The organism is Butyricicoccus pullicaecorum DSM 23266 (assembly GCF_900167005.1).
Taxonomy (GTDB): Bacteria; Bacillota; Clostridia; order Oscillospirales; family Butyricicoccaceae; genus Butyricicoccus; species Butyricicoccus pullicaecorum.
Window position 1 is genome coordinate 26,918 of sequence record NZ_FUXW01000015.1, and the last position, 24,419, is coordinate 51,336.

Below are 24,419 nucleotides of genomic sequence, written 5' to 3' on the forward strand. Positions count from 1 at the left end.
GTTTTGTCGAGACGGCTTGCGGTCAGAACGGGAACAGACGAACGGCTTTTCGTCTTTTCAGACATGCAGGAGAAAAATGGAGAGAATCCCGGTCAAATGGATAAAAAATCCCCGTATCCTTCGATACGGGGATTTTTTTGGCTTGTTCAGCCGGTTTATGTTGATTGGTTATACAGAAATTGCACATCCAGAGTCGGCCGCGTCGCGGGCGAGCAGCGCAAGGCGGCTGTCCTCCAGCGATTCGGCCAGATCGAGCAGACCGGAGCCGTGACCTTCCAGCGTGGCAATGAAGTCCTCGAAAATTGCGGGAGGGTACTGGAGCGGCACCGGCGTCGAGCCGTCATTGTGTTCATTGATGAGGTAAACTGCGTCGTCACGCACCTCGATCACGCCGTGCGTGCCTGCTGCGCGCACGCGGTCATCGCCGTGGGTCGCAGCGTTTGCCGGGCGCAGGTAGTCTGCGCTGACCTGTGCGCTCACGCCGTTTTCCAGCGTCATCATCAGCTGTGCGGTGACTTCCAGATCACCATAGCCCTGATTTGCCATCGTCGAGTGATGGGCAAAGATGGTCTTTGCGGCGTGGGGATAGAGATAGCGGATGAAGTCGATGCCGTGGATGGCGACCCAGGGAATCAGGCCGCCGTGCTGGGCACGGTCGCGGAAGAAGGGTGCACGCTGACCCAGACGGTAGGACTTCTGCGCAGTGAGCAGACGGATTTCTCCGATCTCGCCTGCATCGATGAGCTGCTTGGCGGTGTAGAACCAGGGGTCGAAGCGCGCGGTCTGCATGGCCCAGAGCAGGGCAGTGGATGACTGCGCCGCCTCGCGGACGCGCTCCAGTCCGGTCAGGGTCAGCGCCAGCGGCTTGTCGCAGTAAACGTGAATGCCGCGCGCGAGCGCCTGACAGGTCATCTCCTCGTGATCGCAGAACAGACCGTCTACGACCAGCACATCGGGAGAAAGCGCGTCGATCATGGTCAGATAATCGGGATATTCGGGCGGGGTCAGACCGAGTTTTGCGAAATCTTCCAGCACTTCGGTCATGGGCTCGCCCGGCCAGGCGCGGCACCAGCCGCAGATCTCGACCTGGGGCAGACGGGGCAGGGCGCGGGTCACCGTGGCAGCGTGACCGGAGTTACCAGCGATACAGACACGAATCATGCGTGGATATCCTCCTTACAGCAGCATTTTGCACCGGAAAAGGTGGTATAACCGTCCAGTTTGATGACGGTGGGCTGTTTTGCCCAGTCAAAGCCCAGCTCGGACGGCAGCTTGCCGGTCTGGAAGCAAGTCCAGGCCTCGTCGGCCAGACCGCGCATAAAGAGACCCGGCTCGGGCTCGCTCACATGCTCCATGCGGTCGGCGGGCAGCGGATGTACGTCTGCCTGGTCGAAGATGGCGTTGCACATGGTCAGATGGGGCAGAACGGTGTCGGGCGTACAGGGAACGTCCAGACTGGGATCGGCTGCGACCGCGATCATGGTGCGCAGCTTCTGTGCGACGTGGTACTCGCCCAGTGCCGCACCATAGTTCTTGGTCGAGCCGTCGGCAAAGGTGGCGATGATCTCCGCCGAATCGTCGTTGCCCGAAGCGGTCACGACGGCGTTTTCAAAGGTGTATTGCAGGATGGGGTCAACATCGCGGTCGCCCGAGTGGGTCACAGACAGGAAGAAGTCGCAGCCGGAGGCAAACTTACCCGATACAAAGGCGGTGTCAAAGGTCTCGATGCCCTTGCCGTTGTACAGCTCGACGGTCAGATGTTCGGGCATGGCCGCCGTGTCAAACCGGTCACCCAGCACAAAACAGGTATTGTGCAGATAGTGCGCAGTCGCGTTGGTCAAAATCGAGTCCAAAACCCAGTTGCCCTGTGCGTCGCGGATGTGTCCGCGCCAGGGGCTGTTGTAATAGCTGTCGTAGCGCTGCCAGGAAACGTAGGTGCGCAGCGACTTGGGCGCGCCGAGCAGACCGGACTGAATATCGCGCTTGAGGTTCTGGATGGGATCACAGAAGGACATCTGGAAACCGACACCCAGCTTGCGGCCGGAAGCTGCGACTGCCTCGCGAATGTCGAGCGCATCTTGCAGAATGGGCGCAAGCGGCTTTTCGCAGAGTACGTGTGCACCGTGCTTGAGCGCGAGCAGGCACTGCTGCTTGTGCAGATGAATGGGGCTTGCGATGAGCACCAGATCGGCGCGATCGACGGCGAAAAAGTCTTCGGGGGTGCGGTACATGGGTACACCCTGTGCGGTCAGCTGTGCATAGCGCGGAACTTTCTCGTAAAACGGGTCGATGGCCGCGACCAGCTGGTAGCTTTCGGGATCGACAAAGCGCTCGAGCAGTCCCAGACAGTAGTCGCCGTATCCGCCTGCACCGATGATTGCCAGTTTAATGGGTTTCATACATCCTCATCCTCTTTTCCTGAATACTGCCTCCAAGGGCACGATCTTTATCTGCATTTTATTGTATCATCTCGTGCCGCGCAGCTGGTGGGATGCAGTTGCGCAATAATATGTAAAATATGCTATTATTGCTCGCGCTCGCGGTAGCGCAGGGGCGTGCATCCGGTTTCCCGGCGGAAGGCACGGATGAAATTGTTCACGTCGGAGAATCCCGCGTGAAAGGCCACTTCGCTGACCGGTAAATCGCTGTGAATGAGCAGATCTTTGGCCGCAGCCAGCCGTGCCTGCACCAAATACTGCTTGGGACTGTATCCGGTCATGCTCTTAAAGCAATGGGTCAGGTAGCAGGGGGTCAGGAACACGCGCTCGGCCAGATCGCTGACCCGGATGGGCTCGGCGTAGTGGGTGTCGATGTAGTGCTGGACGGCAAAAACTGCCGATTTTCCCGCCTGGGAGGTGGATTCGAGCAGTTCGGGGCGCAGGCGGCACAGCAAAATGAGCAGCTCGGAAATCAGGCTCATGTGCATCACACCGGCAAGGCCGTCCTGTATGCTCTGTTCCTCGATCAGTCGGCGGAAAATCAGCTCAAACCGCTCGAGGTGCGCGGATACGTCATATCGGTGACAGAATCCCTTCGGACGGCTGCGCAGGGGCATGAGCAGACGGCGGTCGGTAATCAGACGCTCGGTCATGTCCGGGTTCAGGATGACATAATAGCGCTCATAAATGGGCGTGCGCAGCTCGAGAAAGTGCTCTTCGAATCGGCCGATGACGAACACCGAACCCGGGCCGCCGTCATAGACGGCATCGCCGATGTGGATGCGGATGTGACCGGTGCGGATGAATAAAAGTTCGTAGGCGTTGTGGAAGTGGATGCGAATGGATGTGTCGCTGTCTTTGAAGCAGCATTTCTGTATCACGGCGTTCTGATCCATGGATAACCCTCCTGTTATCGCAAGATTTACATATTATCACACAACTTGATATGACTTTCTCTTTGCTTGCTATTATATCATATCAGTACAGTTGCTGCGCGGAAAACCCTGAATTTAGTCGAAAAAATTCTGTATGGTCGAAGACGACGGCGCGAGAAGAAGTAGAAGGAGGATTCATGTATGGAGCATGAAAAGTTCCATTATAAGACCAAAGAGGAACTGAAAGCGAAGTTAGAGGAGCTGAAAGTGACCCTTCCTCTGTCCGAGAATCTGGACGTGCTGAAGCGTCCGGTACAGATCGGCAGCAAGACGGCGGCGAACGCGATCGCCATTCAGCCGATGGAGGGCTGCGACGGCACGGCGGACGGACGTCCGGATGCACTGACGCTGCGCAGATATGACCGATTCGCCAAGAGCGGCGCGGGTCTGATCTGGGCAGAAGCGGTTGCGGTTGTTCCCGAGGGACGCGCCAATCCGCGTCAGTTGTGGATTCACGAGGAAAACCTGGCAGATTTCCAGAAGTTTGTCGCGGACATCAAGGAGACCTGCATCCGTGAAAACGGCTTTGAGCCCATCGTCATCATGCAGGCTACGCACTCGGGCCGCTACTCCAAGCCGCAGGGCACACCCGCACCGCTCATCGCGTACAATAACCCCATTTTCGAGGGCGACAATCCGATTTCGTCCGACCGTATCCTGTCCGATGAGTACCTGTTTGCACTGGAAGAAAAGTTTGCCGAGGCGGCAAAACTGGCCGAGCGTGCAGGCTTTGACGGCGTAGACATCAAGTGCTGCCACCGTTACCTGAACAGCGAACTGCTGTCGGCGTACACCAGAGAGGGCGCATTTGGCGGCAGTCTGGAAAACCGTACTCGCCTGCTGCGTCACGGTGTGAAGAATGCCATGGACGCAACCGGCAAGGACTTTATCGTGACTTCGCGCCTCAATGTCTACGATGGCTTCCCGCATCCCTACGGCTTCGGCGTGCGTCCGGGCGCAGGTACCGAGGTCGACCTGACCGAGCCGCTCGAGCTCATCGGCCGCCTGCACAACGAACTGGGCATGCAGCTGCTCGACATCACCATTGGCAACCCCTATTTCAACCCGCACGTCAACCGTCCCTACGACAACGGCCCGTATGTGCCGGACGAGCATCCGCTCGAGGGCGTGGCTCGCATGTATCACTGTGTCGGCACCGTGCAGAAGGCATACCCCGATCTCAAGGTCATTTCGTCCGGTCTGAGCTATCTGCGTCAGTTCTCGGGCAATCTGGCAGCTGGTGCCATCGAGCAGGGTTACTGCACCATGGCAGGCTTTGGCCGAGAAGCCTTTGCTTACCCGCAGTTTGCAAACGACCTGCTGCACACCGGCGAGATGGACGCGCGCAAGTGCTGCATTGCCTGCGGCAAGTGCACCGAGCTCATGCGTGCCGGTTCGACGGCGGGCTGCGTCATCCGTGATCCGGAATATCTGCCCATCTATCAGCGCGACGTGCAGGGCAAGAAATAAAGGAGGCTGGATCTATGCAGAAAATTGCATTGGTGACCGGTTCGCGCCGCGGCATCGGTCTGGGCATCGCCCGCGCACTGGGCAAAGCCGGATACTTTGTCGTCGTTTCCGCGACCGCTGCACAGGACGATGCGGTTATCGAGACCTTGCAGGCCGAGGGCATTGATTGCACGTATATTCCGTGCAACATTGCCGTGCAGGCCGACCGGGTACGCATTCTGGAGGAGATTGCCGCGCGGTATGGACGACTGGACGTGCTGGTCAATAACGCCGGTGTCGCACCGACCGTGCGTCTGGACCTGCTCGAGACCACCGAGGACAGCTTCGACCGCCTGATGCAGATTAACCTCAAGGGTACGTTCTTCATGTGCCAGCTGGCAGCACGCATGATGATCGACATGCAGGGCAAGGGACTGGAGGACTACACCCCGCGTCTGGTCAATATTTCGTCCATGTCGGCCTACACGTCGTCCACCAGCCGCGGTGAATACTGCGTGTCCAAGGCGGGTATCTCCATGACGACCCAGCTGTTTGCCGATCGTCTGGCAGAGTACGGTATTCCGGTCTTTGAGGTGCGTCCGGGCATCATTCAGACCGACATGACCGCCGGTGTGACCGAGAAGTACCAAAAGCTCATTGACGGCGGCATCACGCCCATCAAGCGCTTTGGCCAGCCGGCCGACGTGGCAAACTGTGTGTGCGCTGCGGTCAGCGGTCTGCTGGACTTTGCGACCGGTCAGGTGCTCAACGCCGACGGCGGTTTCCACATTCGCCGCCTGTAAGAGAGGTTGGGTATGAAAACGACTTCGATTTGCTGCGCAGGACGCACCATTCCGGTCTATGCACTCGATGCGCTGGTGATCGGTACGGGCTGCGCGGGATACAACGCAGCCGACTGGCTGTACGATCTTGGTCGAACCGATGTTGCCATCGTGACCGAGGGCATCAAGATGGGCACCTCGCGCAACACGGGCAGCGACAAGCAGACCTACTACAAGCTGTCGCTCGCATCGGATGAAGCCGATTCGGTACAGGAGATGGCGCAAACGCTGTTTTCGGGCGGCAGTGTCAACGGTGACACTGCGCTGGCCGAGGCGGCAGGCTCGGTGCGCAGTTTTATGAAGCTGGTCAATCTGGGTGTGCCGTTTCCGTGCAGCGAGTATGGCGAGTACGTTGGCTATAAGACCGACCACGACCCCCGCCAGCGTGCGACCTCAGCCGGACCGCTGACCTCGCGCTTTATGACCGAGGCGCTTGAACGCAGCGTGCAAAAGAAGGGCATCCGCATCTTCAACCAGATGCAGGCAGTACGCCTGTTGGTGGAGGCCGGCAAGATGTTCGGCCTGCTCGCGCTCGACCTCACCCGTCCGGGTGCCGACGGCCTGACGCTGTTTGCCTGCCCGCACATCATTCTGGCGACCGGCGGCCCTGCGGGCGTGTACGATGCGTCGGTATACCCCTGCGGTCATGTGGGTATGACCGGCATGGCGCTGGAAGCCGGTGCCAAGCTGGTCAATTTGCAGGAATGGCAGTACGGTCTGGCCTCGATCGACTTCCGCTGGAACGTGTCGGGCACCTATCAGCAGGTACTGCCGCGCTACATTTCGGTGGATGCCGACGGTGTCGAGCGGGAATTCCTGCTCGATTACTTCGATACCCCGGCACAGGCGCTGGACGCAGTTTTCCTCAAGGGGTATCAGTGGCCGTTCGACGTGCGCAAGGTGCAGGGTTCGTCCATCATCGATCTGATCGTGCACCATGAGACCATCGACCTTGGCCGACGGGTGTACATGGATTTCCGCACCGACCCGACCGGTCTGGACTTTTCCGCGCTGTCGGAGGAGACCTTCCGATACCTGAAAAACTCGGGTGCACTCACGCTCACGCCGATTGCACGTCTGGCGCACATGAACCCGGATGCCATCGAGCTGTACCGTGCGCACGGCATTGATCTGACGACCGAGCCGCTGCGGGTTGCCGTCTGTGCTCAGCACAACAATGGCGGCATTGCGGTCGACGTCAACTGGCAGACCAATATCCAGGGTCTGTACGCAGCCGGCGAGTGCGCAGGTACGTTCGGTGTCTATCGCCCGGGCGGTTCGGCGCTCAACGCCTGCCAGGTTGGTTCCATGCGTGCAGCCGAGCACATCGCATGCACAACCAAACCCGCGCTGTTTGCACCCAAGCAGCTGGAAGAGCAGGTGGAACGTGTGCTGACCGGCTGGCTGGTCGATGCGCTGGAAAGCTTGAACCATTGCGATGTGCACAGCACATCGTACACCATGCGCCGGGAGATGCAAAAGCGCATGAGTGCACAGGCGGCACACATCCGACAGCCCGAGGCCTTGCAGGCACTGTGCGACGCACTGGATGCACAGCTGCAGCACTTTTTCCGCGATTATCGTCTGGTATCGCCCGGCGGTTTTGCACAAATGCTGCGCACACGCGATGTCCTGCTGACCCAGCGCGCCGTGGTATCGTCCATGACGCTGTGTGCACAGCAGTGGGGCAGCCGTGGGTCGGGGCTGGTGCTCGATTCGGCAGGCGTTGCCTGTGATGGTCTGCGCGATTACCGCTATCGTCCGCCGCAGGAGGTTGGTATGGATCAGCAGGTGGTCACCGAATGGAATTCGGACGGGATTTCTTCTTCCTTTGCACCCGTTCGTCCCATTCCGGCGCGTGACAGCTGGTTCGAGAACGTCTGGCGGGAATATCGGACGCGCACAGCCGGATTACAGTGACCCATCCGACCGTTTCAGCTGTTCGGCGTGCAGTTTTTTGAAGTGATTGGGGCTGACGCCGTACCATTTGCGGAAGGCACGGTAAAACCCGGCATGGTCACTGAAACCGCAGGTCTCCCAGACCTTGGCCACCGGCACTCCATCCAGAATGCTGTTTTTTCCTGTGATCAGACGCATCTGGATGACATACTGGTAATAGGAAATGTGCATATTTTGCTTAAACAGATGAGAAATATGGTACTTGTTGGTATAGAAGACCGATGCCAGCTTGTCGAGTGACAGGTCGCCGCAGAGGTTGCCCTGCACGTAGTGCAGAATATCGGTCAGGAGCGACCCGTGCGTGCCGCCCTGCACCTGACTGGTCTCGGCGGCGAGGGCACGGTTGTACAGGGTCAGAATGTGCATGATGACCGAGATACCCTCGGTGCGATAGCACAGCGCGCGCTCGTGGTAGGAGTGGAATAGAGTCATAAAGCTGCCGCGCAGCGAGATGACCGAGGCTTCATCGCCGCGGAACAGATACCGACCCTGAATGTCCTGTTGGAGGAAATAGCCGCAGTCGGCGTCCTGACGAATCAGACGGCTCAGGGCGTTGGCCGAGATCCACACGACATAGCGCTCGTAGGGAATGTCAAAATCGTGAAAAACCGGATTGTGCAGCACGTTGGGCGGGATGATGAGCAGATCACCCGGATGCAGCTGAAACTGCTGATCGTCGACAATGTAGTCCACGTGACCGCCCGCGAAAAAGTACATCTCGTAGAACTCGTGATAGTGCGGTTCGACGTCGTGATAGTCGTTGTCCACCGCGTGTTCGACCTCGAAATCGCGCTCGGTCATGTAGTGCTTGAACAGCCAGGATTGGCGTTCCCGATCGGTTTTTGTCATGGTCTTGGCTCCCCTCTGCCCTTTGGATATATTGAACAAGAAACATGGACACGGTTTATGCAAAACCCCTATTTCTCGTCAAATGTCAGCAAGAATCACAATATTTAAACCAAAAATAATAATTTATTTTGAAAAAGATTGTTTTTATAATGATATCAGAAAGCACGAGCAGAGGCAAGTCTATGCGGAAAGAATTTGCCCGGACGTGCGGGAACATACCGGTGTGAAAACGCAGTCCCGACGGGGACACGCAGAAGAAACATGATAAAACAGAAAGACGGAGGTATTTTCCTCATGAAGAGCATGATGAAACGACTGTTTGCAGGTGCTTTGGCGGCAGCGGTGCTGACCGGTCTGACGGGATGCAGCGGCGGAAGCCAGGACCCCAATCACCTGTTGATCGTGCACGGTCATGGTGACTGGCACCCGGTCAATATCGGACTGGAAAAGTTTGCGGAAGATATGGAAGCCGAGACCGATTACACGTTCAGCATCTACCCCAACGGTCAGCTCGGTGACGACAGCGCGATGGTACAGCTGGTCAAGGCAGGCGTTGTAGACGTTGCCAAGGTCAGTGCAGGTGCACTTGAGCAGTTTAACCCCGCATATTCGATTTTCTCCATTCCCTATGTCTTCCAGTCCACCGAGCATTACTTTGATGTTATGAACAACTCAGAGGCGGTACAGGAGATCTTTAACTCCACCCGTGACGACGGATTCATCGCCATCGGCTGGTTCGATTCGGGTTCGCGCTCGATCTACACCACCAAGGAAGGCCCGGCCGATTCTCCGGCAGCACTCAAGGGTCTCAAGATCCGTACCATGAACAGCCCGACTTCGGTTGAGATGATCAACAACATGGGCGCGGCAGCGACTCCGATGTCGTCTGGTGAGGTTTACACCTCGCTCCAGCAGGGCATCATCGACGGCGCAGAGAACAACGAGACCGTTCTTGGTGACGACGGACACGGTGAGGTAGCCAAGAGCTACACCTACACCCAGCACCAGTACCTGCCCGATATTGTCATTATGTCGGTTGAGACCTGGGATGCAATGACCGAAGAAGAGCATCAGAAGGTCTACGAGGCAATGGACGACGCATGGCAGGCACATGAGGAAGAATGGGTTCAGATCGTAGAGCGCAACAAGCAGGAAGCCATTGACATGGGCGTCCAGTTCTACGAGATCGACAAGACTCCCTTTATTGAGGCATGTAAGCCGCAGCAGGAAGCATTCTGCGCACAGAGCGAGGACAATGCCCGCTACTTTGCAGACTTCCAGAGCTATCTGAAGTAAGGAGGATCCCAACATGAGAAAAGTGATCGATAAGATCATCGAGATCCTGTGTACGCTGATCATGGGCTACATGGTGCTCGATGTCTGCTGGATGGTCATTGCGCGTTTTGTGCTCAAGAATCCGTCCACAACCTCGGAAGAGGTATTGCGCTATCTGCTGGTCTGGACTACAATGATTGGCGGCGCGTATGCTTATGGCCGTCGCAAGCACCTGTCTATTACCATGCTGACCAAGAAACTGTCGTTCCGTGGTCAGAAGATTCTGGATATCGGTGTACAGGCGATTGTCATTGCGTTCTGCGTGATTGTTATGATTCTTGGCGACCTGCGTCTGGTACAGACCACGTCTAACCAGATCTCCTCCGCCCTGCATCTGCCCATGCCCTACGTCTACGCCAGCATTCTGGTCGGCGGCATTCTGATCGTATTCTATTCCCTTATCTTTATTCTGGAAGATCTGAAGGCCCTCCGCAATCCTGAGATTGAGACCGCAAAGCAGTAAGAGAGGAGAAGAATAACATGAGTGTAGTACAAATCGGCCTGCTGCTGCTGGCCAGCTTTTTCCTGATGCTCGCGCTGAGCGTTCCGGTCTCGATCAGCCTGATCGTGTCCTCGCTGATTACCGTGTCCACCGCGCTGCCGCTCGACCTTGGCACCTTCGTTGCCTGCCAGAAGATGGTCGCAGGCGTAGACAGCTTCTCGCTGCTCGCCGTTCCCTTCTTCATCCTGACCGGCGTGCTGATGAACACCGGCGGTATCGCACAAAGACTGATTAACCTTGCAAAGTGCCTGGTTGGCCGTATCCCGGGCGGTCTGGCACACACCAACATTGTCGGCAACACCATGTTCGGTGCGCTGTCCGGCTCGGCTGTTGCAGCATCCATCGCAGTCGGCGGCGTTATGCTGCCCGAGGAGGAAGCTGCGGGTTACGATAAGAAGTTCGCTGCTGCTGCAAACGTTGCGTCTGCACCGACCGGCCTGATTATCCCGCCCTCCGGTATCCTCATCATCTACGCCGTTCTGTCCGGCTCCTCGGTTGTCGGCATGATCATGTCCGGTTACATTCCCGGCATCCTGTGGTGCCTGGCCTGCATGGTTGTCGCATTCATCGTTGCCAGGAAGAACAAGTATCCGACCAGCGAGCGCGTTCCGGTCAAGGTACTGTTCCGCTACTTCGTGGAAGCTATCCCAAGCATCCTGCTCATCGTCATTATCATCGGCGGTATCTCCTCCGGTATCTTCACCGCGACCGAGTCGGCTGCTGTCGCTGTTGCATACACCCTGTTCCTCGCCATGGTCGTCTATAAGAGCATTAAGCCCTCCGACCTGCCGGGCATCCTGCGCGATGCCTGCGAGACCACCGCAGTTATCATGTTCCTGATCGCAGCTTCTGCGGTTATGAGCTTCGTTCTGTCCTTCACCGGTCTGCCCAACGCCATCGGTGAGGCGCTGCTGAGCGTTTCGGATAACAAGTACGTCATCCTGCTGCTCATCAACCTGCTGCTTCTGGTTGCCGGTATGTTCATGGATATCACCCCGGCAGTTCTGATCTTCGCACCCATCTTCCTGCCGGTTGTCACCAGCTTCGGCATGGACCCCATCCACTTTGGTATCATGATGGTCATGAACCTGGGTGTCGGCAATATCACCCCGCCGGTCGGCTCGTCTCTGTTCTCGGGCTGCCAGGTATCGGGCATTGATATGGAAGACATGATAAAACCGCTGCTGCCGTTCTACGCAGCAATCTTCATCGCTCTGATGCTGGTTGCTTATGTACCGTGGTTCTCCATGGTCATTCCCAACCTGGTCACGGGCTAACATCTACACACAGCCACCCTTTCTTGGCCGGTAACCGCCCGGCCGTGACTCCCCCCAACATGAGCGGAGCGGACAAATTTTGTTCGCTCCGCGTTGGTGACTCTGCAGGTTGTGCGTCTGCGCATCCGGGCGCATGACCGGCACAAAATTGAAAGCAAAGGAAGAATCCACAGATGATTTATCACGTTCAGAATTTTGGCGCAAAGGCCGACGGCGTCACCAATGACGCACCGGCCATTCAGGCAGCGATCGACACCTGCTCGGCGGCAGGCGGCGGCCGGGTCGTGCTGGAAAGCGGAAAGACCTATTACGCAAGCTCGATTGTCCTCAAGACCGGCGTTGACCTGCATCTTGAGCGCGGCAGTCTGCTCCGTGCGCATGCCGACATCGATACATATATTCACCCCAACGAGGGTCAGCAGGATGACGGCGTCGAGCACATCGGCACCCCGGTCACGCTCAAACCGTCTTACGCCTTTATCTACGCCAAGGACGCGGACAATATCGCGATTTCCGGCCCGGGTACCATCGACGGCAACGCTTACGCCTTTGTCAAGCGCGTCAGCCCTTATTACGTCACCGGTGATTTTTATCCCCGTCCGACCCTGGTCTATGTCGAGCACTGCAACCACATTTCCTTCACCGATGTGGTCATGCAGAACGCGCCCTTCTGGACCCTGCACCCGGCGGGCTGTGACGACGTGCTGATCTCGCAGATCCGCATTCTGAATGATCTGGACGTGGCAAACTCGGACGGCATCGACCCCGACCACTCGACCAATGTGCGTATTCTGGGCTGCCATGTGACCTGCGCGGACGACTGCATCTGCCTCAAGTCGTCGGCGGGCAATATGGAGTACGGCCCGACCAAGAACGTCATTATCTCCAACTGTACGCTCATTTCGACCTCGGCCGCACTCAAGATCGGCACCGAGGGCACGGGCAATTTTGAGAACGTCATCGTGGATAACTGCATTATTTCGGGTTCCAACCGCGGTATCTCCATCCAGATTCGCGACGGCGGCAACGTCAAGAACGTGTCCTTCTCCAATATCATCATCGAGACCCGCCGTTTTGCCGATTGCTGGTGGGGTTGCGCCGAACCCATTACCATTTCCACCCACGACCGCGATCAGCATACAAAATCCGGTCACATCTCCAATATCCGCTTCTCGAACATCACCTGTGACAGTGAAAATGGTGTTTTCTTCTCGGGCAGCGTCGGCAATGAGATCGAAGATGTGTGGATGGAAAAGGTACAGGTCACCATGCGCGCCAAGACCAAGTGGCAGCGCGGCCTGTACGACCTGCGTCCAGGTCTGAACCGCGGCGGTTCGGGCAGCGATTCGACCACGGTCTCTGCGGCCGAGGGTCTGTGCGCCGGCATTGAGAAAATGCCCTCGCCCGGCTTTTTCCTGCGCGACGTCAAGGGCGTGACTCTGCGCGACTGCCGCGTGCGCTTTGAGGGAGATGACATGTCCGATTTCGGTGAGGCACTGCGCACCGAGCGCTGCACCGAGGTTTCGGTCGAGAATTTCCGCGGTAAGGCAGCCCGTCCGGGCTTTGCCGATCAGGTCATTGGCTAATCACTTTGTATCATGATAAAAAATCCCCGTATCTTTTGATACGGGGATTTTTTTGTGAGGAGGGAAGAAAAAAGAGGAGAGAAATCCTCAGCAATGAGAATCGGTGTGTAGGAGCGAACAGGTGCTGCGATGAACGTGAGGGACGCAGCACCTGCCCTAAAAAAGAGAGAATTAGGTGCGAGCATTTGCCTTGTGATTTTTCCACGCGAACAGTGCGATCGAGCCGACTGCGATGAGCAGGAATGCCAGACTGATGGGGCGGGTGACAAAGATGCTCAGACTGCCGTCGGATAGCAGCAGTGCGCGGCGGAAGTTGTCCTCTGCAAGCGGGCCGAGCACGATGCCCAGCAGGATGGGAACCAGCTGGAAATCCATGCGGCGCAGGAAGTAGGAGATGATACCGAAAATGAGGATGATGTAGATATCATACAGGCGGTTGTTGGTGGAATACGAGCCTGCGATGCAGAAGGTGAGTACGATGCAGGCCAGCATTTCGTAGGGGATGCGGGTGATGTGCGCGTAAAAACGGGTGAATACACTGCCGATGAGGTACATGAAGACGTTGACGATGATCAGACCGATCATGATGGCATACAGGATGTTGCCCTGATCTTTAAACAGCATCGGGCCGGGCACCATGCCGTGAATCATGAACGCGCCCATGAGGATGGCGGTTGCACCGTCACCGGGAACGCCCAATGTGAGCATGGGAATCATGGTCGCGCCGCACGCGCCGTTGTTGGCCGATTCGGAAGCTGCAATGCCCTCGATTTCACCCTGACCGAAGGTTTCGGGGTGCTTGGAGGACTGCTTGGTCTGATTATAGGAGATGAACGCCGCCAGACCGCCGCCCGTGCCGGGGGTTGCACCGATGATGATGCCGATAAGCGAGCCGAGCGCGATGGGTTTGCGGCAGCGGCGATATTCGTCGCGGGTAATCTTGTCTTTGGTGATGGCGGCGGCGCTGACGTTCTGGCGATCGGTCTTGGGGTTGTACTGCGATTTCATCATAATTTCCGAGATCGCGAACAGACCGATGAGCGCGATGATCAGGTCGATGCCGCTCATGAGGTTAATGTTGCCGAAGGTGAAGCGGGTGGTGCCGCTGATGTTGTCCATGCCGATGGTGGACATAAAGATACCGATGCAAGCACCGATGAGGCCCTTAAAGATGCTCTTGTTGGACACGCCTGCGATGACCGACAGGCCGAAGACTGCGAGCGCGAGGTATTCAGCGGGGCCAAAGAGCAGGGTGATCTTGGCAATTTGGGGTGCTAAGAAGAGCAGGGCCAAGGCGCTGAGCAGACCGCCGATGGTCGAGGCAAAGAGCGCCATGGACAGGGCTTTGTAAGCCTGACCCTTTTTGGCCAGCGGGTAGCCGTCAAACAGGGTGGCGGCGTTGGCCGAGGTGCCGGGGGTGTTGATGAGAATGGCGGTGATCGAGCCGCCGTATGTGCCGCCGCAGTAGATGGCCAGCAGCATGAGGATGGCCATGGTCGGTTCCATGCCGTAGGTCAGCGGGATGCACAGGATGATGCCAAGGTCAGAAGTCAGACCGGGGATTGCGCCGACGACGATGCCCAGGGCAAGGCCGATCGGGATGACGATGAAGTTCTGCCATTGCAGCAGGATATCCAGTCCTTGAAAGAACAGTTCCACAAAAATCCTCCCTTCTCAGAATCACGGCAGAGAGATGCGCAGCAGGACGGCGAATACATAGTAGACAACGCCGACCATGACGAGCGGGATTGCGTAATAGTACCACTTGCGCGCACCGTAGAACAGCAGAATGGCGATGACCAGCAGAACGGTCGAGACGATGAAGCCGAGCAGGGTGACGAGGAAGCAGTAGATGATGAGGAAGGCCGCGAACAGCAGCGAGCGCATTTCCCGGCGGAAGCCTTCCGCGTGGAAGCTCTCGCGCGTGATGACGATTTCTTTTTTGTCGTGGGACAGCAGTCCCTGAATGAGCAGACCGGCCGAGCACAGGAACAGTCCGCCGATGGCGATGCGCGGGATGGTCTGGGCGTTGATTGCGGTTTTCTCGAGGGTCTGAATCTGGGAGGGGATGAGCAGCCAGAGCACGGCGGCGACGATGACAAAGACCAGACCGGAGATAATTTCAGAATTATACTTGATTTTCATAGTCGGTCACCTCAAAGGGGGAGCCCCCGGCGACCGTTTGACCGGTCGCCGGGCGCGGTTGTGACTTACTGGATGAGCGGGATGTAATCCTTCATGGCGGTGGTCTGATCCTTGATCATGGTCAGGATCTCGTCCTCGGTTGCGCCCCAGGCTTCCATACCCATTTCGCTCATAAACTTCTGGAAATCGGGGTCGGCATAGACGTCCTGGATGAACTTGGTCAGGACAGCCTTCTTGCTGTCGTCTACCGACGAGCGAACGGCGAAGTAATCCATGCCGGTGAATTCTACGTCAATGCCCTGCTCCTTGAAGGACGGGATATGACCGATGCCCTCGACGTCGATGCCCTCGGGGATGAAGGTGCCCAGACAGTTGAGCTCACCGCTGACTACATAGTCGCGGTAAACCGGGGGCGAACCGATGGCAACGTCGACGTGGCCGCCGACCAGTGCGTTGATGGCATCCTGACCGCCGTCATAGGGAATGGCCTCTGCCGGGATGTCGAGCAGCTTAAACAGAACCGAGATCATGGTATAGCTGTCATTGCCCGGGCCACCGGTGGTCGCGTACTTGATGGTCTTGCCCGAAGCCGCGTACTCCTTGAGCTGGTCGATGGTGGTGATGCCGCTCTTGGCGTTGGTCAGCACGACAAACTCGGTGATGCGCATGCCGATAAGCGGGGTGATGTCGTCGAGTTTATAAGCAACGTTCTGGAAGCTGGGGGTCAGAGAGAACAGCGGGCCGTTTGCGACAACCATCGAGTAGCCGTCGTCGGGCGCCTGCAGGGCTGCGGTCATTGCGATCGTGCCCGCGCCGCCGGTCTTGTTTTCGACGATGACCGGGACACCCAGATACTTTTCACCGTAGGATGCGACCTGACGTGCGATGGTGTCGGGACCGCCGCCCAAGCTCCAGGGCATGATGATGGTGACCTGCTTGGAGGGGAATTTTTCCTCCTTACCGCCCGCCGTGCTGCCGCCCGGACTGTTGCAGGCGGTGGAAGATAACAGCATACCGGCTGCGAGCAGGATACCAAGAACGCGTTTTGTCATTTTTTTCATGGCTTTTTCTCCTTTTCCTCGGTTGAGTTCATTTTCATCCATTCGGTCTGGATCAGACCGCAATTCATACGAAGGGTGACGGCTTGTGCGCCGTGCGGGTTGGAAAAGTACGGGGGATAGGCGCGTTCGTCGGTGAACAACAGCTGCGCATCGGGGTGTATGTCGTGCAGGACGCGGTAAACTTCCGGGTTTGCGCTGTTGTACCGGCGGTCGGAGGATGCGGTGGTGATGATTGCCTGTAAGGGCATTTTTTGTACGATTTTTGGGTCAATACTGTCGATTTGACCGTGATGCGGCAATTTGAGAACGTTTACATTTTCGAGTAAAGAAAAATCAATGTGATTCCAGTTGTGGGGGCAGTTGTCGCCCGGGAGCAGACAGCACAGCTTGCCGTCGGTCACCTTGAGCACCAGACTGGTGTCGTTTGAGGTGCGGTCGAGCTGGGTGAGTGCAGGTGTGGGATCGTCCTGCCGTCCGGCTTGGACGATTTGCGCTTCAAAATCGTTTGCGACGGGCTCAGGCGGCGCCAGCACTTCAATGCGCAGACCGTTTACCGGGGTGAGCACGTCGCCGCAGCGCAGCGTATGTACCGGAATGCCGCGGTTTTCGGCCAGTTTTACAATCTGTTCGGCATCATGCAGCGCTTTGGTGAACAGCGGGACGCTGCGCGCCGCCTGTGCGTTCGGCCTGAGCCGCTGCACCCCGCGCAGCGCGTCGGGCTGGCAGGGCAGGGCGATTGCACCGATCGGGAAGTGCGCCGCGATGTCGGCAAGGCCGCAGGTGTGGTCCTCGTGGATGTGCGAGAGCACCGCGAGATCGATGCGGCTAATGCCCTGAGCGGCCAGAAAGTCACGGGCAGGAATACGGTCAGGGAACCCCTCGAATTCCTGCGGCAGCGTGCTTCCACCGTCAACCAACAGGGTGAAAGCACCCTTTTGGATCAGGATGGCATCGCCATACCCCACATTGATGAATGTAATTTGCAATCGCAGCGCCTCCTTCCGGCGGTCAGGTGGTTTGCCGAACGATCAGACGAACGTCGGTCTGAATGACTTGTTTTTCCGCAGGGCCTTGCTCGATCTGCGCGATCAGACGCTCGGCAGCGATGCGGCCCATAGCAACTTTGTCGATGTGTACGGTGGTCAGTTCGGGTTCGACCAGACGGCTGTTTTCGCTGTCGTCGAAGCCCACGATGGCGATATCTTCCGGGATACACAGTCCGGCGCGCAGCACCGCCTTCATCGCGCCGATGGCGATGGTATCGTTGGTGCAGAACAGCGCGGTCGGACGGTCACTCAGCGATAACATGAGCGAAGTGCAGGCAATTGCGGCCTCGACCGTGGGTTCGATGGACTGTACCAGACGGAAATCGATGGGCTGACCGATCTCGCGCAGCACATCGCAGTAGCCGTTGTAGCGTGCCATGTAGACGTGCGGCGAGAAGTTGCCCGCGATCAGACCGATGCGGCGATGACCGCGCTCGGCCAGATGACGCATGGCAAGCACCGCGCCGCCGTACTGGTCGGTGGTGACGCACAGCAGGTGGTCGAGATCGAGGGCGTTGTTGAGCAGTACGACCGGCATGTTTTGCTGCTGGAGGTCGAGCACGGTCTGCATGTCCGAATGGCCGGCTAAAATCACGCCGTCCATCTGCTTTTTGACACAGGTTTGACCGTTTGGCAGGTGCAAATCGCGGTCAGAGGAGATAAACAGACTGTATCCGTGCTGTGCACAGGTTTGCAGGACGCTCTCGAAGATGGGCGAGTAGAAGGGATTGAGCACGACCGGATACTGCTTTTCGTAGATGACAAAGCCGATGTTGTCGGTTCGGCCGCGTACCATCGCCCGAGCGATTGCATCGGGGGTGTAGTTGAGCGCACGCGCGGCGGCATAGACCTTTTCGCGGGTCTTGTCCGAGACCTGTTCCGGGCATGCGAAGGCACGGGAGACCGTGGCCTTGGAGTAGCCGCACAATTTTGCAACATCTAAGATCGTGACTGCCATAGTATAAGACCTCTGCTTTATTTTGAGAACGTTCTCATTTCTGGGATAAAACCAGACAGCATTCAACTTGAATGCTGCCGGGGGAACGTTTCGTGGATTGATCGTGTCTTTATCTTACTCGTATCTGTTAAAAATGTCAAAGGGTTTTGCAGAAAAAACGAAATTTTGAATATTTTTGACAAAAACGCCTGAACGCTTTTAGGCAACTCGGAGAGGGGAAAATGCAGAGCGGAAGGCGGTAAGGATTTCCTGCCAATCATGCGAAAGAGAACGATCTCTTACAAAAAATCCGCGATATTTGCACAGAAAAAGTCCCATGTATCCTGATTTTTGATAGGGACATTTCCTGATGATGACTTTTGCCATTATAAAACAGATTGCAAAATAGCTGCCGCCGTGGGACAATCCTTGCGGCGGCAGCTTTGTATCATATATCGGATAAAATTCGCTGAACTTCTTTGGCGACACCGCAATCGACGTTGCTTTCGATCACCTTTTCTGCCAATGTGTGCAAAAGCGGCACGGCGTTTTCCATCGCGCGGGAATGGGGAAAGGTTCGGAACAGACTCTCGTCATTGCTGCCGTCGCCGAAGACAACAATGTGGTCAAGATCGACACTGTACAGCTGCGCAGCGCGTTCGACCATGCGGGCTTTTCGGGCCTCGTGCGCGGTGATTTCGATGTTCCACGGCGCTGATGATGTGATTGAGACACCGTTCAGCGCCCCCAATGCCTGTCGGGCGGCATCCAGTTTTGCTGCATCCCGGCAAAAACCAAAGAGTTTGCGCACAGTCAGAGGCCGAGACCAGAAGTCCTCGGGCAGGGGAGCGGCGCTGCAGAATTGGGTATCGGTCGTAAAGTCTCCCTGATCGGTGTTGATCTCCAATCCAATGCCGTGTTCGCTTAAAATGTCAGCGGCCTGCCGCGCGGTGGCGGTTGACAGCGATGCATCGAGCAGCAGCTCGCCCTTGGCATTGCGCAGCTCGGCTCCGTTGAGCAGCACGAAATCGCAGGAGATTCCGGCCTGCTGAAGTAAGGGCGCGGCGGTGTTCCAGGAACGTCCGGTTGCTGTCAGCCATCGAATACCGGCTTGCTGCACGCGCTGGATTGCCTGCGCGGTTTCGGACGCGACTTGGCTGTGCTCGTTTAAGAGCGTGCCGTCCAGATCGCTGACAAAAAGTTGAATCTCCATGCCTTTCTCCTTATATTTTAACCAGGTGGAAACAGAATGTGGTGAAATCGTGCTTGACGAGCGGTACGGTCAGACCAATCTGCATCAGTTCATCGCCGCCGTAGACCTTGCCGGTGGCAGTATCTCGATAGTCCGACGCAGGGTCCAGACCGCACAGTGCAAAGCGTGCGCAGGATGACAGGGGATTGTACAGCTTTTGGAAAACGATCATCATGCACTGGGTTTGGTCTGGACTGACCACAGACCAGGCCGTGCAGTTTTGGTCGGAACTTTGGCTGTGGAATAAGGTTCCCGCCATCAGCCACGACCGCTGTGCTTTATAGGCTGCAATTTGCCGTGCGATCTCGTCGCGCTCTTCCGGGGTACACAGGGTCAAGTCCAGCTCATAGCCCAGATTGTACAGCCGGCATACCTGATACCGCGTGTCCAGCGTGGTGGAGCGGCCGGTCTGATGGTTGGGGGTGATGCTGACATGCGCACCCATAGTGGATTGCGGGTAGAGCAGATCGAACCCCGACTGAATGGTGACGCGGTCGCAGGCATCGGTGTTGTCGCTCGTCCAGTTCTGCGGGAAATAATGCAGCATACCCGCATCAAAGCGCGCACCGCCGCTCGAGCAGCCCTCGAACAGTACATCGGGATAGCATCGGGTGATCTCATCCAGCACAGCATACAAGCCCAAAATATAGCGGTGTGCAGCCTCACCCTGCCGCCCGGGCGGCAGCGCAGAAGAGGCGACATCGGTCAGGGGACGGTTCATGTCCCACTTGATATAGTCGATCTGACCGCCTGCAAGGTAGCCGTGCAGCATATCCAGCAGATATTGCTGCACTTCAGCGCGTCCGAGGTCGAGCAGATACTCGTGGCGGCCCTCAACCGGCGCGTATCCGGGAACGTGTACAATCCAGTCCGGATGGGTGCGGTAGAGCTGACTGTTTGGGCTGACGGCCTCGGGTTCAAACCACAGGCCGAACTTTAACCCCTTTGCGTGGACGATGGAGGCGACTCGATCAATACCGCCGGGCAGCTTGTTTTGGTTGCATGTCCAGTCACCCATGGAAGAGCGGCTGTCATTGCCCGCGCGGAACCAGCCATCGTCCAGAACAAACAGCTCAATGCCCAATTCCTTTGCCAGCTGTGCCTGGGTTTCGATCTTGTCCAAGCTGACATCGTAGTACATGGCTTCCCAGGAGTTGAGCAAAACCGGACGCTGTGCGTCCCGCCAGCGCGGCGGCATGATGTGATTGCGTATCAGCTTATGAAAGCCCTGCCGCATACCGTTCAGACCATTTGCGCTGTAATTGAGCACGGCCTCGGGCGTGTCGAAGGCTTCACCGGGTTCCAGTGTCCAAGTGAAGGTATCGGGATTGAGGCCAATCTGTGCGCGTACCTGACCGAACGTGTCTTTTTCTACGGCAGCCGAGAAATTACCGCTGTAAATCAGCTGGAATCCGTAGATTTCGCCGGTTTGCTCGGTCGTTCCGGGCTGCAAGAGGGCGAAAAAGGGCTGGTGACGCGGACTGCTGGAACCATAGCAGCTGCCGATGCGCTGTACGCCCTGATGCAGCAGGGCGCGGCTTTGGTTGGCCTCTTTGGCGTGGCAGCCGTAGAGCGTGAGCAGTTCATAGTCCCTTGCGGGAAGCTCGAGCGACAGACTTTGTACATTGCGCAGTCGGATTGCGGTCTTGCCGGTATTTTCGATACGCTGATGCCGGGTAATGATGTTCAGATCGTGGAAAATGGTGTAATACAGGTACACTTTGATGCCGGCGACCGGGTCGGAACAGACGATTTCCAGCGTTTCACTCTCGTCTGGTGCCGAGAAGGTCATGGGCAAGCCGGGAACGGCGGGCTTTTGCGGCAGTACCTGCCAGCTGCAAAATTTCAGATCGACCACCGCAGCCCCGGAAGGCCCTTCTGCGGTCAGCGCAGGCAGACGGTAGTCGCTGCGGCCGGGTGTGGGATATTCAAAGGGCAGGGCGTCGAAGTACAGGTTTTGCGTGCCGTCGGCATACTCGGTGGTATAGCTGCGCTTGCTGGGGATGGTGACCCCGGTACCGTGCCAGGCGCGAATGGCCTGGCCGAAATACCGGTGCAGCAGATAGGTGTGGTCGAGCAATTCGATCACGTAGCTGATGGTTCCGTTGGTGAGATGGACGATGGAGCCATCGGAATGGAAGGTAATGCTCATGCCTGATTCTCCATTTTGGAGTGGAAGCCAAAGAAATAGGTCAGAACGAAGGCAACCGCGAAGGCTACGACATTGACCAGAATGTAGAAGGGAAGCTGCTCATTGAGATAGAGGAGCGTACCGGGAATACCGGTGATCGACGTACCGGTTGCGCGCAGACCGAGCAGGGAGGCCAGAAAACCACCGCAGCCACCGCCGATCATGGCCATAATGAAGGGCTTTACAAAGCGCAGGTTGACACCGAAGACAGCGGGTTCGGTGATGCCGAGCAGAGCGGACAGGCAGGAGGGGTATGCAACCTGCTTGGTCTTGGCAGAGAGTGCCTTGATGGCGACTGCCAGAACCGCACCGGCCTGTGCGACATTGCCGCAGGTGCCGATCGGGTTGAGGTAGTTCCAGCCATCGTTTGCCAGCATGCTGATTTCCAAGAAGTTCAGGATGTGATGGATGCCGAAGATGCCGAGCAGCTGACCAAAACTGCCGTAGAGCAGACCGCCGATGCCAAAGGGCAGCGTGAGCAGACCTTCAACAGCGTACAGGACAACATTTTCTACCGTGTGCAGGATGGGGCCGAGGACGAACAGCGCCAGAACGATGCCGACGACCAGCGTAACGAACGGGGTGACAATCAGATCAATGGCATCCGGGACACGCTTGCGCAGCCATTTTTCAAATTTGGCGGTCAAAACACCGGTTGCGAATGCAGGCAGTACCGAACCCTGATATCCGGCCACTTTGATAAAGCCAAAGAAGACGAGCGGTTCGGCTGCGCCTGAGCCGACATCGTACGCACTCGGCAGACTGTTGCTGACCAGCATCAGGCCGAGGACGATACCGATGACCGGGCTGCCGCCGAAGTTCTTAAAGGTCGACCAACAAACCAGAGCGGGCAGGAATGCGAATGCGGTGTCGGTCAGAATCTGGGTGAAGAGCAGCAGCTGATTGGGAATGTCGTCGGGCGTCATGCCGAACACACCCAGAACGGCTTCCTGCGTGAGCAGACCGCGCAGACCCATAAACAGACCGGTTGCAACCAGAACCGGGATGATGGGGACGAATACATCGGAGAACATGCGGATGGCACGCTGGAATTTATTGCCGTATACCGGTTTGGAGGTAGTATCTTCGGGGACAGGGGATTCGGCCGCGAGGTTCAGCTGCGTCATGGCTTCATCGTATACGCGATTGACAAGACCGGTGCCGAGGATAATCTGGTACTGTCCGGCATTGAAGAAAGAACCCTTGACTTTATCCAGGTTTTCTACTTCTTTGACGTTGATTTTGTCTTTGTCGTGCACGACGATGCGCAGACGTGTGGCACAGTGCTGCACCGAGGCGATGTTTTCCTTGCCGCCAACAAGCCGGATGATGTGTTGAGCCAGTTCTTTTTCAGACATGATGGGTTTCCTCCTTATCAGTTTTCATTCATACAAAGTTCGTTGACTTGAACCGTGGTGCGTGCGTCGATGCCCGAAATGCGAAGATCGGGTTGACTGGCTGTCGGGAAAACGCGGGCAGACAACACATGTGCACCACCGTTTACAAAGAGTTCGATGCTGGACTGATCGCTCCACAGCTCGAGCGCTGTGCATGTTTCCAGAGCAAACGAGCGGGTTTCTTCTCCGTCCTGTACCCAGCTGCGGCGGGTCAGGGTACCGACTTTTTGCTGTGCGTCGTATATAAAACGCCATTCGCCATCGCCAAACGAGAGTTCCAGATCGGAGCAGCCTGTCGGCGCTTCGAGCATCAGGCGGAAATAGCGGTGAGACGGTGCAAAGCGCAGACCGGAATCCGAACGTTCCGGGGAAACGGTTGCACCGAGCAGCGTGGAAAGCTCGCGCACGGGACGCTGACACAGTTTGCCGTCTTTGATAAAAAGCTCACGCGGCATGGTCAGGCAGTGAATGCGCGGCTCGTTCTGACAGAATACGGCTTCCTGTGCATCCTCCATGCGAGACATCCAACCCAGAATCACCCGGCGACCATCCGGCGTTTGCAGCGTCTGGGGTGCGTAAAAGTCAAATCCCTGGTCGAGCAAGTGCTGGTTGTCATCCAGATTTCGGTCATCCAGCGTTCCCGCAGCCGTGTCAAAGTGAGTGAGCTTGTACGCGGCAAAGGAGTGCAGTGCGAGATCGTGCGCATTATCACGCCATTGCGGACAGTAGAGCAGGACGGCGGTGTCGTCGATCAGAAAGAGGTCGGGGCATTCGATCATCTGGCATGCTTCGGACTGTGCGAGCGGGCCGACCAGGTTCCAGTGCTGCGCATCCGAGGAGGAGAACAGCACGATTGCACCCTTGCCGGTGCGCTGCTGCGCGCCGATTACCATCCAGTATTTGCCGCCGGCATAAAAGACTTTGGGATCGCGGAAATGTTCGGTGTAGCCGTCAGGGGTCGTGAACATCGGGCCGGTTTTGAGAAAATGCTGTCCGTCTGTGCTGATGGCCAGACATTGACTGCTGCGGCGCTGACCGTCTTGCTTGACGTTGCCAGTGTAGAACAGATGGAGCGCATCGTCGATGACCAGCGCACTGCCCGAATAGACGCCCTGTGCGTCGTAGGATTGGTCGGGAAGCAGGGCGCTGCCGTGAAATGTCCAGTGTGTCAGATCGGGTGAGGTGCAGTATCCCCACTCTTTGTGGGAATGGTTTTTT

General features: G+C 57.2%; 20 protein-coding genes. 7 read left to right on the forward strand and 13 right to left on the reverse strand.

The features are described from left to right. Window positions 1–168: 168 nt before the first annotated feature. From B5D52_RS13820 to B5D52_RS13830, 3 genes are all read right to left on the reverse strand, one after another. Window positions 169–1,161: a Gfo/Idh/MocA family protein gene (locus B5D52_RS13820; protein WP_016149073.1), complete on the reverse strand. Its 993-nt coding sequence runs from the start codon at window positions 1,159–1,161 to the stop codon at window positions 169–171. Then, window positions 1,158–2,399, reverse strand: coding sequence for a Gfo/Idh/MocA family protein (locus B5D52_RS13825; RefSeq protein ID WP_016149074.1), 1,242 nt, complete (start codon window positions 2,397–2,399; stop codon window positions 1,158–1,160). Before B5D52_RS13825 ends, B5D52_RS13820 begins: the two co-directional genes overlap by 4 nt. 125 nt (window positions 2,400–2,524) lie before the next feature. Then, on the reverse strand, window positions 2,525–3,334 hold the full coding sequence (locus tag B5D52_RS13830; protein WP_016149075.1) for an AraC family transcriptional regulator: 810 nt from the start codon (window positions 3,332–3,334) through the stop codon (window positions 2,525–2,527). Between the two features lie 180 nt (window positions 3,335–3,514). On the opposite strand from B5D52_RS13830, the gene B5D52_RS13835 reads away from it, so the two are divergent. The 3 genes from B5D52_RS13835 to B5D52_RS13845 are packed head-to-tail and all read left to right on the forward strand — an operon-like array spanning window position 3,515 to window position 7,584. Continuing rightward, the gene (locus B5D52_RS13835; protein WP_016149076.1) at window positions 3,515–4,843 is read left to right on the forward strand and encodes an oxidoreductase; all 1,329 of its coding nucleotides are present in this window, start codon (window positions 3,515–3,517) and stop codon (window positions 4,841–4,843) included. Between the two features lie 14 nt (window positions 4,844–4,857). Continuing rightward, complete coding sequence (locus B5D52_RS13840; RefSeq protein ID WP_016149077.1) at window positions 4,858–5,625, forward strand: 3-ketoacyl-ACP reductase; 768 nt, start codon at window positions 4,858–4,860, stop codon at window positions 5,623–5,625. Between the two features lie 12 nt (window positions 5,626–5,637). Then, window positions 5,638–7,584 carry an FAD-dependent oxidoreductase gene (locus tag B5D52_RS13845; RefSeq protein WP_016149078.1) on the forward strand — a complete coding sequence of 649 codons (1,947 nt, stop codon included), beginning with the start codon at window positions 5,638–5,640 and terminating at the stop codon, window positions 7,582–7,584. On the opposite strand, the gene B5D52_RS13850 is transcribed toward B5D52_RS13845, so the two are convergent. Then, window positions 7,576–8,472 (reverse strand): helix-turn-helix transcriptional regulator, encoded by an 897-nt coding sequence (locus B5D52_RS13850; protein ID WP_016149079.1) that lies wholly within the window; start codon window positions 8,470–8,472, stop codon window positions 7,576–7,578. The two genes, B5D52_RS13845 and B5D52_RS13850, sit on opposite strands and share 9 nt — an antisense overlap. Before the next feature lie 294 nt (window positions 8,473–8,766). Here B5D52_RS13850 and B5D52_RS13855 point away from each other — a divergent pair, with 294 nt between their 5' ends. The 4 genes from B5D52_RS13855 to B5D52_RS13870 all read left to right on the forward strand — a co-directional run bounded on the left by B5D52_RS13855 (window position 8,767) and on the right by B5D52_RS13870 (window position 13,172). Further along, a complete protein-coding gene (locus B5D52_RS13855; RefSeq protein ID WP_016149080.1) occupies window positions 8,767–9,768 on the forward strand; it encodes a TRAP transporter substrate-binding protein in 1,002 nt (333 codons plus the stop codon). Window positions 9,769–9,781: 13 nt separating this feature from the next. Continuing rightward, the gene (locus B5D52_RS13860; RefSeq protein WP_016149081.1) at window positions 9,782–10,270 is read left to right on the forward strand and encodes a TRAP transporter small permease; all 489 of its coding nucleotides are present in this window, start codon (window positions 9,782–9,784) and stop codon (window positions 10,268–10,270) included. Between the two features lie 17 nt (window positions 10,271–10,287). After that, window positions 10,288–11,586 carry a TRAP transporter large permease gene (locus B5D52_RS13865; protein WP_016149082.1) on the forward strand — a complete coding sequence of 433 codons (1,299 nt, stop codon included), beginning with the start codon at window positions 10,288–10,290 and terminating at the stop codon, window positions 11,584–11,586. Between the two features lie 173 nt (window positions 11,587–11,759). Further along, a complete protein-coding gene (locus tag B5D52_RS13870) occupies window positions 11,760–13,172 on the forward strand; it encodes a glycosyl hydrolase family 28 protein (protein ID WP_016149083.1) in 1,413 nt (470 codons plus the stop codon). 171 nt (window positions 13,173–13,343) lie between these two features. Here B5D52_RS13870 and B5D52_RS13875 read toward each other — a convergent pair whose 3' ends face one another. The 9 genes from B5D52_RS13875 to B5D52_RS13915 form a co-directional block, all read right to left on the reverse strand. Beyond that, entirely contained in the window at window positions 13,344–14,831 is a 1,488-nt protein-coding gene (locus tag B5D52_RS13875; protein ID WP_016149084.1) for a tripartite tricarboxylate transporter permease, read from the reverse strand. 21 nt (window positions 14,832–14,852) lie between these two features. Further along, on the reverse strand, window positions 14,853–15,317 hold the full coding sequence (locus B5D52_RS13880) for a tripartite tricarboxylate transporter TctB family protein (protein WP_016149085.1): 465 nt from the start codon (window positions 15,315–15,317) through the stop codon (window positions 14,853–14,855). A 65-nt stretch (window positions 15,318–15,382) separates the two neighbouring features. Then, window positions 15,383–16,378 carry a Bug family tripartite tricarboxylate transporter substrate binding protein gene (locus B5D52_RS13885; protein ID WP_016149086.1) on the reverse strand — a complete coding sequence of 332 codons (996 nt, stop codon included), beginning with the start codon at window positions 16,376–16,378 and terminating at the stop codon, window positions 15,383–15,385. Then, the gene (locus B5D52_RS13890; RefSeq protein ID WP_016149087.1) at window positions 16,375–17,364 is read right to left on the reverse strand and encodes a ComEC/Rec2 family competence protein; all 990 of its coding nucleotides are present in this window, start codon (window positions 17,362–17,364) and stop codon (window positions 16,375–16,377) included. Before B5D52_RS13890 ends, B5D52_RS13885 begins: the two co-directional genes overlap by 4 nt. A 22-nt stretch (window positions 17,365–17,386) precedes the next feature. Continuing rightward, a complete protein-coding gene (locus B5D52_RS13895) occupies window positions 17,387–18,382 on the reverse strand; it encodes a LacI family DNA-binding transcriptional regulator (protein WP_016149088.1) in 996 nt (331 codons plus the stop codon). A 427-nt stretch (window positions 18,383–18,809) separates the two neighbouring features. Continuing rightward, a complete protein-coding gene (locus B5D52_RS13900) occupies window positions 18,810–19,574 on the reverse strand; it encodes a Cof-type HAD-IIB family hydrolase (RefSeq protein WP_016149089.1) in 765 nt (254 codons plus the stop codon). A 10-nt stretch (window positions 19,575–19,584) separates the two neighbouring features. Next, a complete protein-coding gene (locus tag B5D52_RS13905; protein ID WP_016149090.1) occupies window positions 19,585–21,765 on the reverse strand; it encodes an alpha-galactosidase in 2,181 nt (726 codons plus the stop codon). After that, a complete protein-coding gene (locus tag B5D52_RS13910; RefSeq protein WP_016149091.1) occupies window positions 21,762–23,162 on the reverse strand; it encodes a sucrose-specific PTS transporter subunit IIBC in 1,401 nt (466 codons plus the stop codon). Before B5D52_RS13910 ends, B5D52_RS13905 begins: the two co-directional genes overlap by 4 nt. 17 nt (window positions 23,163–23,179) lie before the next feature. Beyond that, on the reverse strand, window positions 23,180–24,419 hold a 1,240-nt coding region (locus B5D52_RS13915; RefSeq protein WP_078689241.1), incomplete at its 5' end, for a glycoside hydrolase family 32 protein.